Here is a 15540-nt window from a genome sequence, read left to right on the forward strand (position 1 = left end):
ACCCGGGAAACCCTTGCCTTCGGCTAACTCTTCCCCTTGCCGGGCGAGTAGAGGACTTTCACCTCCAAGTGAGTGCGCCCTGCCGGGCGCACCCAATGAAAAGCGAGCCGCATCGCGCGGCTCGCCAGGTACAGGGGAAACGGTACGGTTTAGCCGCTTCAGGTTTGCGAGGCGCTATCGTCCTGCGGAGCGGCGGTGTTGTCCGCATCCGTGGTCTTGTCGGCTTCGTCGTCTTTCTTCTCGACCAGATTTTCCAGCGCCTTCGCGCCTTCGAACCCGCCGACGGCGGCGGCTGCCTTGGTCAGCAGGCCGGCATCCGGGTCGACCTTCTCCGTTGCCTCGACGGCTGCGATCGCGCCAGCAATCTTGCCCGCTTCATCCAGAAGTCCCATGATCGTCTCCATGTGGATCGAACGCACGATCGCGTCCAGCTCTTAATGTAGCGGCTTTTATGCGGCGAAACTGTTAAAAAATATTTGGCGCGGCGCACCGGCGGGCGACGGAACGCGCTATGCGAACGTCAGGCCGTGCGATCATCGCGAACCTGTCGAAAGGATGACTGCATGCTCTTCGCGCTTGCCACGTTGCTGGTTTTTCAATGCCTCGGTGAAGGCGTGTCGTATGTGTTCAGGCTGCCGGTGCCGGGCCCGGTGGTCGGCATGCTGCTATTGCTCGCGTTTCTCGTCGCGCGGCCGAAAGCGGCGGCGGCGATCGAGCCGACCGCGCTCGAACTGCTGCGGCACCTGTCGCTGCTGTTCGTGCCCGCGGGCGTGGGCATCATGGTGTCGGCGAGCGCGGTGAGCGGCGATCTGCTCGCGGTCGTGGTGTCGATCGCTGTCAGCACGACGCTCGCGATCGCGGTGACGGCCCTCGTGATGCGCGCGCTGCTGCGGCGCAGCCGGCGGCTCGCGAGCGCTCAGGAGCCGCAATCGTGAACGCGCTGCCGCGCCTCGGCACGATCTGGGTCTACCTCGCGGCGTCGCCGCTGCTCGGGCTGACCATCACGCTGCTCGCGTATCTCGTCGCGCAATGGATCTATGCGCGCTGCCGTTTCAATCCACTTGCGAACCCTGTGCTGATCGCGGTCGCGCTCGTCGTCACGCTGCTCGAAATCAGCCGCACGCCGTATCAGACCTACTTCGAAGGCGCGCAGTTCGTGCACTTCCTGCTCGGCCCCGCGACCGTCGCGCTGGCGTTGCCGCTTTACCGGCAGCTCGCGAATCTGCGGCGGCTCGTCGGGCCGCTGCTCGTGGCGCTCGTCGCCGGCTCGTTGACCGCGATCGTGTCCGCGGTGGGAACCGCGGCGCTGCTGGGCGCGTCGCATCGCACGATCGCATCGCTCGCGCCGAAGTCCGCGACGACGCCGATCGCGATGGCCGTCGCGAACGAGATCGGCGGCATTCCATCGCTCACCGCGGTGCTGGTGATCTCGACGGGCGTGTTCGGCGCGGTGTGCGCGCGCAGCATCCTGAACCTGCTGAAGGTCGCCGAGCCCGAGGTGCGGGGCTTCGCGCTCGGCGTCGCATCGCACGGCATCGGCACTGCGCGGGCGTTCCAGGTGAGCGAGGAGATGGGCGCGTACGCGGGGCTCGGCATGGGGCTCAACGGCGTCTTCACCGCGTTCGTGGTGCCGATCCTGCTGCCGCTGCTCGCGAGGTGGCTGTAGGGTTGCGAAAGCTTTGGCCGGCGCGCGAAGTTCGCGAACAAGGTGTACAACCAGCAGGCGAAGCCCGCGCAACACACATTCACTGGACGGAGACACGATGCGCAACGTCGACGAAAACAGCATCACGCAGATCGTGCTCGCGCGTCACGCGCAGGCGGAGAACCCGCGGCTCAGGCAGATCGTGACGGGCATCGTCGAGCATCTGCACGCGTTCGCGCGAGAGGTCGAGCTGACCGAAGCCGAGTGGTTTCAGGGCATCCAGTTCCTGACCGACGTCGGCCATATCACCGATGAAAACCGCCAGGAGTTCATCCTGCTCTCCGACACGCTCGGTCTGTCGATGCTCGTCACCGCGCTCAACAACCGCAAGCCCGCGGGCTGCACGGAATCCACCGTGTTCGGTCCGTTCTTCGTCGAGAACGCGCCGCGCTACGAGAACGGCGACGACGTCGCGAACGGCGCAAAGGGCGAGCCGTGTTTCGTGACCGGACGCGTCACCGGGCTCGACGGCGAACCGGTGGCCAACGCGCGGATCGACGTCTGGCAGGCGGACTCGGAGGGTTTCTACGACGTACAGCGCGAAGGGGCGCAGGGCAATCGCGGCCGCGGCACGTTGACGAGTCTCGCGGACGGCTCGTTCCACTTCCGTTCGATTACCGCGGAGTCCTATCCAATTCCGCACGACGGGCCAGTGGGGCGCATGCTGAAGGCGCTGGGCCGGCACCCGTGGCGCCCCGCGCATCTGCATTTCATGATCGAAGCGCCGGGCTACGAGCGGCTCATTACGCACGTGTTCCGCGATGGCGACCAGTACCTCGATTCCGACGCGGTGTTCGGCGTGCGCTCGTCGCTGATTGCGGACTGGCAGCGCCATGAGCCGGGCAGGGCGCCCGACGGCACGCAGATCGATACCGCGTTCAGTACGCTCGATTTCACGTTCGTGCTGAACCCGTCGCCCGCGCGGCCCGTGCCTCGATAGACGCCGGATATCGCGCGATAGCGCCCGCTATGCGGCCACTGCGATGGCAGGCGCGACGCTGTCCGCCTGCGCGAGAAACCGCTGCAGACGTTCGAGCCTGATGCGGAACTGCGCAACCTTGCATGCTGGCGCGAGCGCGTCGATGCGCGCCTGCCAGTACGACGTGGGGAACGGGCCGCTGCCCATCTTCGGCAGGATGCGCTCGAGGTGAAGCAGTTCGCGCTCGACGTTGTGATGCAGCATGGTCTCTCTCGTTGTGTGCCCCTTTATGTGTTCTCCGACCGGGGGCTTCGGACAGCGAAGTGCACATGGAGAGCAGGGACCGTGCCATCTCAGGCGTGGCATCGTGCGCCAGAGCACATAGGGCTCGCCGAGGATGGGAAATGGACGGAATCGTCCACTGGTTTCGCGTGGCTGGCCGGATACGTCCGGAACCGGACATGCGCCTGGTGAAAACCCGGCGGGCCGTTCAGCCACCATCGCGCAGCGCGTCGACCACGACGGACAGCGCTTTCGAATAGTCGCGGCGGCCCGGATAGAAGATATGCAGCCCCGGAAAGGTCGGGAACCAGTCTTCGAGCACCCAGCGCAGCCGCTTCGCTTCAACGTGAGGCCGCGCAAGCTCCTCGGGAATGAATGCAAGCCCCGCGCCATCGATGGCCGCGTTCAGCATCGGATAGGCGCTATTGAACGTGAACTGTCCGTCGACGCGCACCTGCACCGCCCGGCTACGCTTCTTCAACTCCCACGCGTACAGGCCGCCGCGAGTGGGCAGGCGCAACGTGATGCAGTTGTGCCGCAGCAGGTCTTTCGGCCGCTTTGGCGCAGGGTGCTTTGCCAGATACGCCGGCGAGCCGACGATCGCAAGGCGCGCATCGGGCGCGATGCGGACCGCGATCATGTCCTTCGCGACCTGATCGCCGTGCCGCACGCCGATGTCGAAGCGCTCGGCCACGATGTCCGCGAGACCATAGTCCACCACGACCTCGACCTTGATGTCGGGATAATCCGGCAAGACCTTCGCGAGACGCGGCCAGATCACCGTATCGGCCGCGTAGTCGGTTGCGGTGATGCGGATCGTGCCGGCCGGCTTGTCGCGCGCGTCGACCACCGCGGCGAGTTCGCTTTCGATCTCCTCGAAGCGCGGTGCAACGGTCCGCAGCAACCGCTCGCCGGCCGCCGTCGGCGCGACGCTGCGGGTGGTCCGGCTCAACAGGCGCACACCCATGCGCGCTTCGAGCCCACGCAACGCATGGCTCAGCGCGCTCTGCGACAGGCCGAGCTGCGCGGCGGCGCGCGTGAAGCTGCCTTCGCGCGCCACCGCGATGAAAGCCAGCAGATCGGAAACGTTCTCGCGCAGCATTGATGAACCTCGCTCATAAGTCCTTGCTCATTCTAGCGTCTAGTCGGCTGGCCGGGCGGCGCGGACAATGCATGTCGTGCCGCACAAAGCCATGAAGGAGCCATGCATGTCCACACCCCACACCACCGCGCGCAACTCGTTCGGCAGCGTCGCGCCGAAGCTTGCCGAACTGAGCGACGACGTGCTGTTCGGCGACGTCTGGGAGCGTCCGCAGCTTTCGAAGCGGGATCGCAGTCTCGTGACCTGCGCAGCGCTGATCGCGCTCGGCAAGACCGAGCAGATGAACTTCCATCTGCCGCGCGCGATCGAGAACGGCGTGACCCACGACGAGCTCGTCGAACTCGTCACCCATCTCGCGTTCTACGCGGGCTGGCCCAACGCGATGTCCGCCGTGTCGAAGCTCAGGGAGCTTTTCGCGGCGCCGAACCGATAAGAGACACACCATGCAACTGAAGAAACCGGGCTCGCAGCCATCGATCAAGGGCCCCGCCGAGTGGTTCACCGGCACCGTGCGGATCGATCCGCTGAACGCGCCGCCGCCGCCCGCGCGCGTGTCTTGCGCAAGCGTGACGTTCGAGCCGGGCGCGCGTTCGAACTGGCACACCCATCCGCTCGGGCAGACGCTCATCGTCACGGCCGGCTGCGGCTGGACGCAGTGCGAGGGCGAACCGGTCGCGGAGATCCGTGCCGGCGACGTGATCTGGTGCCCGCCGGGTCACAAGCATTGGCATGGCGCATCGCCGACCACGTCGATGACGCACATCGCCATCCAGGAAGCGCTGGACGGCAGGAACGTCGAGTGGATGGAACCCGTGACCGACGATCAATACCTGGCCGGGCCGCCGCAAGCAGAAACGGAATGAAAGGCCATTGAATGAAAGGCCGTTGAATGAAAGGCCGCTGAATGAAAGGCCGCTGAATGAAAGGCCGCTGAATGAACACCCGTTGAACCACGCGTTCACGAAACCAGATACCGCCCCGGACGGCGCGCCGTTTGCTCATATTTATCAGGGCAATCAGCGGAGGGCGTATGGATCGTCGGGATATCGTGGTCGTCGGCGGATCGCGGGGTGCGTTCGGCGTATTGAAGACGCTCGCCGCGAATCTGCCGCCGGATCTGCCGGCCGCGGTGTGCATCGTGCTGCACGTCGGACGACACGAGAGCGTGCTACCCCAGCTGATGTCGAAATGGGGCGCGCTGCCGGCGATCCATCCTGCGGACGGAGAAGCGTGGACGAGCGGCAGGATTTACGTGGCGCCGCCTGGTCGCCACATGCTGCTATGGCAGGACGAGTTGAGGCTCGACGAAGGGGCCGCCGAAAATTTCTCGCGTCCCGCGGCGGATCCGCTCTTCAGGTCCGCCGCGCTGAGCCACGGCCAGCGCGTGGTCGGCGTCGTGCTGAGCGGCGATCTGGACGACGGCGCGGCCGGGCTCGCCACGGTTCGCGCGCACGGCGGCTACTGCATCGTTCAGGATCCGGCCGACTGCGAAGCCCCTTCGATGCCGCGCTCCGCGCTGGCCGCCGCGGGCGCCGACATCGTCACGACGACCCAGCAGCTCACGCAACACATCGTCGAGGCGGTTCACGGCGCACCGCCCAGGCATCGAAGAGAGGGGCACGCCATGATGACCCGGGAACTCGACGTCGAAGCGCGGATCGCGCGACGGGAAATCGTCCAGCCGGAGGATCTGGACCGCATCGCGGAGCGTTCGCCGCTCACGTGTCCGGACTGCGGCGGCACGTTGTGGCGCATGCGCGACGACCATCCGCTGCGCTACCGCTGCCACACGGGTCACGCGTTCAGCGCGCTGTCGCTCGAGGACGGCCGCGAAAAGGCCGCGGAAAATGCGATCTGGGCCGCGATCCGCGCGGTGAACGAGCGCGTGATCTTCGCGCGCGAGCGGCAGCAATGGGCCGAGCGGGTGGGCGACGAGCAGCGGATGAAGATCGAGCAGGCGCGCATCGACGAGGGGACGAAGCTCGTCGAGACGCTGCGGCAGACGCTGCAACCCGCGAACGCTCACGAGACGTGACGGATGCGGCCGATGCGTCGTTACCCAGGTTCCGCTAGATCGTGCCGTACAGCGCGCGCGGCCGGTCGCGCAGCGTGCGCGACAGCACCTGCAGCGCACGCGCCAGTTCATCGCGCGACGTCGCGCAGGCGAGGTTCACGCGCACGCCGTGTTCGATCGTCGAGCGGTCGACGGCGAACGCCGACGCCGGCATCGTATTGACGCCGCGCGCAAGCGCGTTCGCCGCGAAGTCGTCGGAGCGCCACGGCGCGGGCACGCGCAGCCACACGAACATGCAGGCCGGATCGCTCTTCAGCAGGTCCTTCGGCAACAGCTCGCGCGCGAGTTCCTGACGCGCCTGCAGTTCGGCGCGCTGCGCATCCAGAATGGTCTGCGCAGTGCCGTCCTCGATCCAGCGCGTCGTGATCAAGGTCGACAGCGGCGCGGGCATCCATGCGGTGGTGCGCACGGCTTCGGCCGCGAGCGCCGCGCCATGCGGCGGCGTGAGCAGATAGCCGACGCGCAGGCCAGGCGCGAGAATCTTCGACGTCGACGCGATGTGAAACGTCAGCTCCGGACACAGGCTCGCGATGGTGGGCAGGCGCTTGCGCAACAGCGGTCCGTAAACGTCGTCCTCGATGATCGCGACATGATGGCGCCGCGCGATGTCGACGAGCGCGATGCGCCGCTCCAGACTCATCGTGACCACACCCGGATTCTGGAGGTTCGGCACCGTGAAGATCGCCTTCACGCGCATCCGCTTGCACGCATCTTCGAGCTGTTCGGGCAGCAGACCATCGTCGTCACTGGGAATGCCGACCAGTTCGAACTGGAACACGGGCGCCAGCGCCTTGAGTCCGTAATACGTGAGCTTGTCGGAGAGGATCACGCCTTCGTGTCCCATCAGGCTGCTCAGCACCGCATAGAGGCCGTGCTGCGCGCCGCTCGTCACGACGAGGTTGTCCGCGAGCGGCGCGAAACCGGGCGCGGCCATCCACTGCGCGCCGGCCGCGCGCGCCCAGTCGGGCCCTTGCGGCGGCTGGTACTCCTGGGTCTCCGCGAAGCGCGGATCGCGCGCGATGGACGCCATCGTACGCGCGAGCTGCGTGAGGAATTCGCCGGTCGCTGGCCGGTTCACCGTCAGATCGATCACCGCGCTCGCTTCGCTGGCCGCCGCATTCGCGCCGCGATGGACCGGCGTTTTCACCGCGGGCATCGCGCCACCGGTCACGATCGAGCCGCGCCGCTTGCTCGCGACGATCAGTCCGCGTGCCTGCAATTCCTTGTATGCCCTCGACACCGTCGACACGTTGATGCCCAGTTCGAGCGCGAGGTCGCGCTGCGGCGGCAGCCGGCTGCCCGGCGGGTAGTGTCCGCTGCGCACCTGTTCCTCGAGATTGCGCGAGACCTCGAGATAGGTTGCCTGCCGCCCTTTTGTCTGGAGTTCGTCGTCGCTGTTTGTGTGGTTATCGATGGCTTTCATTCAAGTAGTAACTCCATACAAAACATGGCCGGCAAGCATGAACGGCTTGTGCGGCCTGGCCGGCGGGGTCCCCGGCAAGATACGTCGAATCCAGTCAATCCCCTGCATAACGCCCATTCTGCCTGACCTCCCCCGGTTGTGGTCAAGTTTCTCCGGGAAACTCCTGGTCTCCACACAAAGCAATTTCATTTGCAGACAAAAAATTTTTGTGTGAGCATGAATCGACAGTTTGTTCGGCCACCTCGCCGACGCAACACGCACTGTAGATCAAGAGGAGATGTTCGTGATGGATCAGCAGCCAGCTTCCCGCCAGGACCCGACTTCCCACCACCTCGGTCACTCGCTGAAGAAGCGCCACGTGACGATGATTTCGCTCGGCGGCATCATCGGCGCAGGCCTGTTCGTCGGCAGCAGCGCCACCATCGGTGCAATGGGACCAGCCGCGTGCCTCAGCTATCTGATGGCCGGCATCGTCGTGCTGTTCGTGATGCGCATGCTCGGCGAAATGGCGATCTCGCATCCGGGCGTGGGGTCGTTCACCGAATTCACGCGTATCGGCCTGGGCAACTGGGCCGGCTTCACCAACGGCTGGCTCTACTGGTATTTCTGGGTGATCGTGGTGGCCGTCGAAGCGGTGGCCGGTGCCGGCATCCTGCAGCGCTGGATACCGGCACCCGTGTGGATGATCGGTCTCGTGCTGCTTTCAGTGATGACGGCGATCAACCTGCTGTCGGTGAAATCGTACGGCGAATTCGAGTACTGGTTCGCGTCGATCAAGGTGGCCGCGATCATCGTGTTCATCGTGGTCGGTGTGAGCTGGCTGTTCGGCTTCAGTTCGTGGCATCAGACGGCCGCCAATCTGACAGGCAACCGCGGCTTCCTGCCGTTCGGCGCGATGTCGGTGTTCGCGGGCGTGCCGACGGTGATCTTCGCAGTGGGCGGCGCCGAGATCGCGACGATCGCCGCCGCGGAATCCGACGACCCGAGCCGCAACGTCGCCGCGATGACGCGCTCGGTGATCCTGCGCGTGATCACGTTCTACGTCGGCTCGATCTTCGTGATTGCGTGCGTGGTGCCGTGGGCGCTGATCAAGGTCGGCTACTCGCCGTTCGTCGCCGCGCTCGAAACCATGCATATCCCCGGCGCCGCCGACATGATGAATGCGATCGTGCTGGTCGCGGTGCTGTCCGCGCTGAACTCCGGTCTCTATGTATCGTCGCGGATCATGTTCCGTCTCGCCGAACGCGGCGACGCACCGCATGCGCTCCTCACGCTGTCGCCGAATCACGTGCCGCGTCTCGCAGTGCTCGCGAGCAGCGTGGTCGGCTATGTCGCGATCGTTGCCGCGATCGTGTCGCCGCAGGGCGTGTTCCTGTACCTCGTGAATGCATCGGGCGCGATCATGCTGTTCGTGTATCTGTCGATCGCGGTGTCTCAGATCGTGATACGTCGACGTATCGAAGCGCGCGAGCCGCAACGGCTGCAACTGAAGATGTGGCTGTTTCCGTGGCTTTCGTATGCGGTGGTCGCGGCGATCGCCGGCGTGCTGATCGCGATGGGCTTTGATCGTTCGCTCGCGAGCCAGCTGATGGCGAGCCTCGGCAGCGTCGCGGTGGTGTCGCTCGCCTTCGTGCTGACGCGGCAGGCGCGGGGCCGTGCGGCCGGCGCCGCAGCTTCGCAGGGCGGCAAGCTTCGCCGTTTCGACGAACCCGCCACGCACTGGAAAAAATGATGGCTGACGTCGCTGTGATCGGCGCGGGTTTCATCGGTCTTTCGTGCGCGCACTGGCTGCTTCGCGATGGGCATCGCGTCACGCTGTTCGACGCGCAGGGCCCGGGCGAGGGCGCGTCGTACGGCAATGCCGGCACGTTCGCGAACTACGCGTGCATTCCAGTGAACAACCCGGACGTGTTTCGCAACCTGCCGCGCTTCCTGTTTTCACCCACGAGCCCGCTGCGGATCCGCTGGCGTTATCTGCCGAAGCTCGCACCGTGGCTCGCGCGCTTTCTGCTGAACGCGACGCCGCGCCGCTATGAGCACAGCGCGGCAGCGCTCGCCGCACTGCTGTCGCGTGCGTTCGAAGGCTACCGCGAGATGCTGGCGATGGACGCATTGGCCGGCTTCGTGCGCGAAGGCGAATGCCTGTACCTGTATTCGGGCGCAGCGTCGTTCAAGGGCGCGCAGGCGTCGCTCGCACTGCGCCGTTCGCTGGGCGTGGCATTCGAAACACTCGAGCGCGACGGCATCCGTGTGCTCGAACCGAATCTCGCGCCGATCTTCGAGCACGGCACGCTCTTTACCGGCAGCTGGTTCCTGAGCGATCCGCGCGGCTTCCTGCAGGCGCTCGACGCATCGATGACACGTCGCGGCCTGCATCACGAACGCGTCGCGATCGACCGGATCGAGCCGACCAGAAACGGCGTGCGGCTCGTGGATACGAGCGGCCGCGCGTTCGATACCGCGCGTGCGATCGTCTGCGCCGGCGCGCTGTCGGGCCGCTTCGCGCGGCAATGCGGCGACGCGGTGCCGCTCGATACCGAGCGCGGCTACCACGTGCGGTTTCCCGATACGTCGAGCCTCATCTCGCGGCCGTGTGGCTGGGCGGAACGCGGCTTCTACATGACGCCGATGACGGGCGGCATTCGCGCTGCCGGCACCGTCGAACTCGGCGGCTTCGGACCCGAGCGCAACGCGGACCTGCTGAAGCTGCTTAGAACGTCCGCGCGCGAAGCGCTGCCCGCGCTCACGCAACCCGATACCGACTGGCTCGGCTTCCGGCCGAGCCTGCCCGACGGTCTGCCCGTGATCGGACCGTCGCGCCGTTCGCCGCACGTCGTCTATGCATTCGGACATCAGCATCTCGGCGTGACGCTGGGCGGCGTCACCGGCAGCGTGGTCGCCGATCTGGTCACGGGACGCGCGAGTCCGGTCGATCTCGAGCCCTACAGTCCACGCCGTTTTTAACCACCACCGCTTTCAACCACCGCACCAGCACACAGAGGAAAACGTCATGAACCGCCGCAACCTGGTATTCGCACTGGCCCTCGCCGCCCTGTGCGTCAACGCGCCTTCGTATGGCGCCGATCCCGAGATCGTCAAGATCGGCTTTGCCGGACCGCTCACCGGACCGGTGGCGCGCGTCGGCAAGGATCTGCAATACGGCGCGCAACTCGCGCTCGACGAAGAAAACGCGAAGAATCCGACGATCGGCGGCAAGCCGGTCAAGTTCGTGCTCGACGTGCAGGACGATCAGGCCGATCCGCGCATGGCGATTCAGGCCGCGCAGAAACTCGTGGACGACGGCGTGGTCGGCGTGATCGGCCATTACAACTCGGGCTGCAGCATCCCGGCGTCCGCGGTGTATCACACGGCGGACGTCGCGATGATCACGCCGGGCTCGACGAATCCCGCGCTCACGCAGCAAGGGTTCGCGAACGTGTTCCGCACGATGGGCAACGATGGCGTGGGCGGCGTGATTGCTGGCCGCTTCGCGGTCGAGCAGCTGAAGGCGAAGCGCATCGGCATCATCGACGATCGCACCGCGTTCGGCCAGGGTCTGGCCGATGCGTTTGCGAAAGGCGCGAAGGAAGCGAACGGCAACGTCGTGGATCGCGAGTTCACCAACGACAAGGCCGTCGATTTCCGAGCGATCCTGACCACACTGAAGGAGAAGAACGTCGACATGATCTTCTTCGGCGGCCTGGACGAGCAGGGCGCGATGCTGGTCAAGCAGATGCGCTCGCTCGGTATGCAGACGCAGCTGTTCGGCGCGGGCGCGCTGAAGAGCAACGCGTTCCTGCAGATCGCGGGCACCTCGGGCGAGGGCACGCGGGACCTGGAGCCGGGCCCCGCGCTCGACAAGCTGCCGTCCGCGCAGGATTTTGCAAAGCGCTACAAGGCGCGCTTCAATCAGGATGTCGAACTGTATGCGCCGTTTGCGTACGATGCCGCGCTCGCGATGATCAAGGCGGTGCACGAAGCGAACTCGCTCGACCGCGCGAAGATCGTCGCTGCGCTGCCGAAGGTCACGGTAACGGGCGTGACCGGCAAGATCGAGTTCGATCCGCATGGCGACCTGATCAAGCCGCCCTATACGCTCTTCGAAGTGCAGCAGGGTCAATGGAAGAGCCTGCGCACGGTGGGCGGCAATGGCGTCTGATTCCAGCGCGATGTCTCGTCGATACGTTGCGAGGATGACCGCATGAGCTTTCGCGAAACCATCGGTAGCCGCAGCTATCGCTTCGACAGCCTGGGCACGCTGCTCGCGAAAGCGAGTCCGCGCCGCTCGGGCGACGAACTGGCCGGCATCGCCGCGACTTCGGAAGAGGAACGCGTCGCGGCGAAGATGGCGCTCGCCGCAGTGCCGTTGCGCGCGTTTCTCAACGAGGCGGTGATTCCGTACGAAGACGATGAGATCACGCGCCTCATTTTCGACGGGCATCGCCGCGACGCGTTCGCGCCGGTTTCGCATCTGACCGTGGGCGGCCTGCGCGACTGGCTGCTGGCGGATACGACCGGCACGGACGATCTTGTGCGGGTTGCGGACGGACTCACGCCCGAGATGGTGGCCGCCGTGTCGAAGCTGATGCGCAACCAGGATCTGATCCTGGCCGCGCGCAAGCGGCCGGTCGTCACGCGGTTTCGCAATACGGTTGGCTTGCCGGGCCATCTGTCGGTGCGTCTACAGCCGAACCATCCGACCGACGACGTGAAGGGCATCGCCGCGTCGATGATCGACGGCTTGATGTACGGTTGCGGCGACGCGATGATCGGCATCAATCCGGCCTCCGATTCGCTCGCGGCGATCACCGCCCTGCTGGCGATGATGGACGACTTCCGCCGCGCGTACGACGTGCCGACACAGACCTGCGTGCTGACGCATGTGACGAACACGATCGCGGCGATCGAGCAGGGCGCGCCGGTCGATCTGATCTTTCAGTCCATTGCCGGCACGGAGAAGGCCAACGCGAGCTTCGGCATTTCGCTGTCGCTGCTCGCCGAAGCGTACGATGCAGGCCGCTCGCTGAAGCGCGGCACCGTCGGCGAGAACCTGATGTACTTCGAGACCGGGCAAGGCAGCGCATTGTCCGCGAACGCGCATCACGGCATCGACCAGCAGACCTGCGAGGTGAGGGCGTATGCGGTTGCGCGCAGGTTCGATCCGTTCCTGACCAACACGGTGGTCGGATTCATCGGCCCCGAGTATCTGTATGACGGCAAGCAGATCATCCGCGCCGGCCTCGAAGATCACTTCTGCGGCAAGCTGCTGGGCGTGCCGATGGGTTGCGACATCTGTTACACGAACCACGCGGAAGCGGACCAGGATGACATGGACAACCTGCTGACGCTGCTCGGCGCGGCCAACGTCAATTTCATCATGGGCGTGCCGGGCGCCGACGACATCATGCTGAACTACCAGAGCACGTCGTTCCATGATGCGCTGTACGCCCGCAAGGTGCTAGGGCTCAGGCGCGCGCCGGAGTTCGACGCGTGGCTCGAACGGATGCAGATCGCGGACGCGCGCGGCGCGATCCAGGATCACGCGCGGGCGCAACCGCTGCTCGGATGGATCGAATCATGACGCGATCGCCGCAGCGCAAGGATGCGCATGAAGTCGTGAACGGTTCGACGGGAACCGTCGACTCATGGTCCGCGTTGCGGCGCTTCACCGATGCGCGTATCGCGCTCGGCCGTACCGGCAGCAGCCTGCCGACCGCGCCGCTGCTCGCGTTCAACCTGTCGCACGCGCAGGCTCGTGACGCGGTGCATACGCCGCTCGATACGTCGGCGCTCAGGCGCGAGCGGGAAAGCCTGACGCTCGATACGATCGAAGTCGCGAGCGCGGCCGCGCAGCGCGACGTCTATCTCCGGCGCCCGGATCTTGGGCGGGTGCTGGACGCGCACAGCGCCGCGCGTCTCGCCGAGCATGCGGCGGTGGCCGAGGCACCGCCCGATCTGATATTCGTGATCGCCGACGGTCTGTCCGCGAAAGCGGTGGCGACGCACGCGGTGCCGCTGATCGATCGCACGATTGCGCAACTGCAAGGCTGGCATATCGGCTCGATCGTGATCGCGACCGAAGCGCGCGTCGCGATTGGCGATCACATCGGTTCGCTGATGAACGCGGAGATGGTGGCCGTGCTGATCGGCGAGCGACCCGGCCTCAGTTCGCCGGCGAGCCTCGGCGTCTATCTGACGTACCGCCCCGCCGTGGGGCGCAGCGATGCCGAGCGCAACTGCATCTCGAACGTGCGGCCCGAAGGCTTGGCGTACGACGCGGCCGCGTTCAAGCTCGTGCATTTGCTCGAAGCAGCGCGCCGCAAGCGGTTGACCGGCGTTGGGCTGAAGGACGAGAGCGTGTGGCGTGCTGTTGACGCGCCAGAGGGTGCACGCGCTGCGCTGGGCGGTTCGTCATCGCCGGGCAACTGAAGCGTCTCGCGCTGCGTACCCGGTATCGCGATCACTTCATAGCGAACTACCGCCGCACACCATGATCTGCTGCCCGGTGATCGCGCCGGCTTCGTCGCCGATCAGAAACGCGACGAGCGCGGCTACTTCATCCACCGTCACATAGCGGCCGATCGGCGGTACGACCGGCGCGCTGGTTGCACGTTTTGGATCGCGCAACATCGGCGTATCGGTGGCCGCTGGCGACACGACGTTGACCGTGATGCGACGCGGCGCGAGTTCGCTTGCCCATGAGCGTGCGAGCCCGACCATTGCGGCTTTCGCGGCCGCATACTGGCTGCGTCCGGCCGCGCCATTCGACACGCGGCTGCCGATCAGCACGATGCGTCCACCGTCGCGCATCGCCGGCGCGAGCGCATCGGCGAGCGCCGTTGCAGCGCCGATATGCAGCCGCCACATTGCTTCGCCGCTCGCGTGATCGAGTTCGCCCAGTCTCGCGATTTTCATGAATCCCGCTGCGTGCACGAGTCCATCCACCGGACCGAGTGTCTGGGCAAGCGGTGCGATCGCGTCGAGTTCGCCGAGATCGGCCGCCACGAAGCGGAAATTGTCGTGTGCGAAATCGGGTTCGCTGCGACTGAGACCGATGACTTCGCAGCCTTCTTTCAACAGCCGTTGGCTCACGGCATGACCGATTCCGGAACTCGCTCCGGTCACTACGATGCGTTTCGTCATGTCCTCGCCTGATGTGAGCCGGCAGGCGCGCCGGCCCGTATCTGCTTCAGTTCGCGTCGAGATCCGTCGGCGTGACCGATTCGACGGTGATGCCCGCGACGTTCATGAACGCATGCAGGCCGGTGTGCGCGCGATTCGCGTCGGTGATCAGGGTCCACGGCTTGTCGATCGGCGCCCAGTGTTGCTGGCTGTCGCGATTCAGCTTGTCCGACGTGGCCAGCACAAAGATGCCCGCGGCTTGCCGCATCAGGCATTCCTTCAGGTACGCTTGGTCGGCGGTCGCTTCGCACAGGCCGCGGCCCGGCACCACACCGTCCGCGCCGAGAAACGCCTTGTCCACAGTGACGCGCGTCAACGTGAGCTGCGCGATCGCGCCAAGCGTACTCATGCTCGAACCGCGCACTTCGCCGCCGATCAGCGTCAGCGGCACGCAGGAAGTAGCGAGCATCTGCACGACCAGCAGGTTGTTCGTCACGACGCGGATGTCGGGGCGCTCGGCGAGCGCGCGGGCGAGCGCGGCAGTGGTCGTGCCGCTATCGAGGAAGATCGTGTCGCCGGTCATCACGTGCGCGGCGGCGGCCTGCGCGATCGCATCCTTTTCCGCCTGAAAACTGTGGCGGCGCTGTTCGAGCGATTCTTCGGGCGCATGCGTGCCGACCGACGCGGCGCCGCCATAGGTGCGCAGGATCAGCCGGTCGTCGGCGAGCGCGCGCAGGTCGCGGCGCACGGTGGCTTCGGACATGCCGAAGTGTTCGCACAGCTCGGCCACCTCGGTCATTCCGGACAGCACGGCCTTCAGCATGGCCTCGCGGCGGCGGGCAACTTTCATGTTGGAATCGGAAACGGGTTCGGGACGCCGCCTGCGCAGATGGCGGGCGGCGGCGCGGAGGGT

Annotated in this window: 17 protein-coding genes; 11 read left to right on the top strand and 6 right to left on the bottom strand. The window is 66.0% G+C overall.

The genetic code is table 11. The features are described 5' to 3' along the window. Positions 1 to 158: 158 nt before the first annotated feature. Positions 159 to 392, bottom strand: coding sequence for a hypothetical protein (locus DVS29_RS24215; RefSeq protein WP_118183145.1), 234 nt, complete (start codon positions 390 to 392; stop codon positions 159 to 161). A gap of 171 nt (positions 393 to 563) precedes the next feature. On the opposite strand from DVS29_RS24215, the gene DVS29_RS24220 reads away from it, so the two are divergent. From DVS29_RS24220 to DVS29_RS24230, 3 genes are all read left to right on the top strand, one after another. Next, on the top strand, positions 564 to 935 hold the full coding sequence (locus DVS29_RS24220) for a CidA/LrgA family protein (RefSeq protein WP_118183058.1): 372 nt from the start codon (positions 564 to 566) through the stop codon (positions 933 to 935). After that, on the top strand, positions 932 to 1666 hold the full coding sequence (locus DVS29_RS24225; protein ID WP_118183059.1) for an LrgB family protein: 735 nt from the start codon (positions 932 to 934) through the stop codon (positions 1664 to 1666). The genes DVS29_RS24220 and DVS29_RS24225 overlap by 4 nt, the downstream gene beginning before the upstream one ends. Before the next feature lie 97 nt (positions 1667 to 1763). After that, entirely contained in the window at positions 1764 to 2645 is an 882-nt protein-coding gene (locus DVS29_RS24230; RefSeq protein ID WP_118183060.1) for an intradiol ring-cleavage dioxygenase, read from the top strand. 27 nt (positions 2646 to 2672) lie between these two features. On the opposite strand, the gene DVS29_RS24235 is transcribed toward DVS29_RS24230, so the two are convergent. Both DVS29_RS24235 and DVS29_RS24240 read right to left on the bottom strand, forming a co-directional pair. Further along, a complete protein-coding gene (locus DVS29_RS24235) occupies positions 2673 to 2888 on the bottom strand; it encodes a hypothetical protein (protein ID WP_118183061.1) in 216 nt (71 codons plus the stop codon). A gap of 226 nt (positions 2889 to 3114) precedes the next feature. After that, positions 3115 to 4008, bottom strand: a complete 894-nt coding sequence (locus tag DVS29_RS24240) for a LysR family transcriptional regulator (RefSeq protein ID WP_118183062.1) — start codon at positions 4006 to 4008, stop codon at positions 3115 to 3117. 106 nt (positions 4009 to 4114) lie between these two features. Here DVS29_RS24240 and DVS29_RS24245 point away from each other — a divergent pair, with 106 nt between their 5' ends. From DVS29_RS24245 to DVS29_RS24255, 3 genes are all read left to right on the top strand, one after another. After that, positions 4115 to 4441 (top strand): carboxymuconolactone decarboxylase family protein, encoded by a 327-nt coding sequence (locus DVS29_RS24245; RefSeq protein WP_118183063.1) that lies wholly within the window; start codon positions 4115 to 4117, stop codon positions 4439 to 4441. A 10-nt stretch (positions 4442 to 4451) separates the two neighbouring features. Next, on the top strand, positions 4452 to 4871 hold the full coding sequence (locus DVS29_RS24250) for a (R)-mandelonitrile lyase (protein ID WP_118183064.1): 420 nt from the start codon (positions 4452 to 4454) through the stop codon (positions 4869 to 4871). A 167-nt stretch (positions 4872 to 5038) separates the two neighbouring features. Continuing rightward, a complete protein-coding gene (locus DVS29_RS24255) occupies positions 5039 to 6043 on the top strand; it encodes a chemotaxis protein CheB (RefSeq protein ID WP_118183065.1) in 1005 nt (334 codons plus the stop codon). A 34-nt stretch (positions 6044 to 6077) separates the two neighbouring features. Here DVS29_RS24255 and DVS29_RS24260 read toward each other — a convergent pair whose 3' ends face one another. After that, a complete protein-coding gene (locus DVS29_RS24260; protein WP_118183066.1) occupies positions 6078 to 7505 on the bottom strand; it encodes an aminotransferase-like domain-containing protein in 1428 nt (475 codons plus the stop codon). 286 nt (positions 7506 to 7791) lie between these two features. On the opposite strand from DVS29_RS24260, the gene DVS29_RS24265 reads away from it, so the two are divergent. Genes DVS29_RS24265 through eutC form a run of 5 tightly spaced genes read left to right on the top strand, consistent with a single transcriptional unit; the run spans position 7792 to position 13934 of the window. Further along, complete coding sequence (locus DVS29_RS24265; protein WP_240655780.1) at positions 7792 to 9237, top strand: amino acid permease; 1446 nt, start codon at positions 7792 to 7794, stop codon at positions 9235 to 9237. After that, positions 9237 to 10469, top strand: coding sequence for an NAD(P)/FAD-dependent oxidoreductase (locus DVS29_RS24270; RefSeq protein WP_118183068.1), 1233 nt, complete (start codon positions 9237 to 9239; stop codon positions 10467 to 10469). Before DVS29_RS24265 ends, DVS29_RS24270 begins: the two co-directional genes overlap by 1 nt. A gap of 46 nt (positions 10470 to 10515) precedes the next feature. Further along, complete coding sequence (locus DVS29_RS24275; RefSeq protein ID WP_118183069.1) at positions 10516 to 11664, top strand: branched-chain amino acid ABC transporter substrate-binding protein; 1149 nt, start codon at positions 10516 to 10518, stop codon at positions 11662 to 11664. 42 nt (positions 11665 to 11706) lie between these two features. Further along, complete coding sequence (locus DVS29_RS24280) at positions 11707 to 13086, top strand: ethanolamine ammonia-lyase subunit EutB (protein WP_118183070.1); 1380 nt, start codon at positions 11707 to 11709, stop codon at positions 13084 to 13086. Beyond that, positions 13083 to 13934, top strand: a complete 852-nt coding sequence (gene eutC / locus DVS29_RS24285; protein WP_240655781.1) for an ethanolamine ammonia-lyase subunit EutC — start codon at positions 13083 to 13085, stop codon at positions 13932 to 13934. Before DVS29_RS24280 ends, eutC begins: the two co-directional genes overlap by 4 nt. A gap of 36 nt (positions 13935 to 13970) precedes the next feature. On the opposite strand, the gene DVS29_RS24290 is transcribed toward eutC, so the two are convergent. Further along, complete coding sequence (locus tag DVS29_RS24290; RefSeq protein ID WP_118183072.1) at positions 13971 to 14648, bottom strand: SDR family NAD(P)-dependent oxidoreductase; 678 nt, start codon at positions 14646 to 14648, stop codon at positions 13971 to 13973. A gap of 46 nt (positions 14649 to 14694) precedes the next feature. Next, positions 14695 to 15477 (bottom strand): DeoR/GlpR family DNA-binding transcription regulator, encoded by a 783-nt coding sequence (locus DVS29_RS24295; protein WP_118183073.1) that lies wholly within the window; start codon positions 15475 to 15477, stop codon positions 14695 to 14697. Positions 15478 to 15540 lie beyond the last annotated feature (63 nt).

Origin of the sequence: Paraburkholderia phosphatilytica (genome assembly GCF_003443895.1) — a bacterium.
Classification (GTDB): Bacteria; Pseudomonadota; Gammaproteobacteria; order Burkholderiales; family Burkholderiaceae; genus Paraburkholderia; species Paraburkholderia phosphatilytica.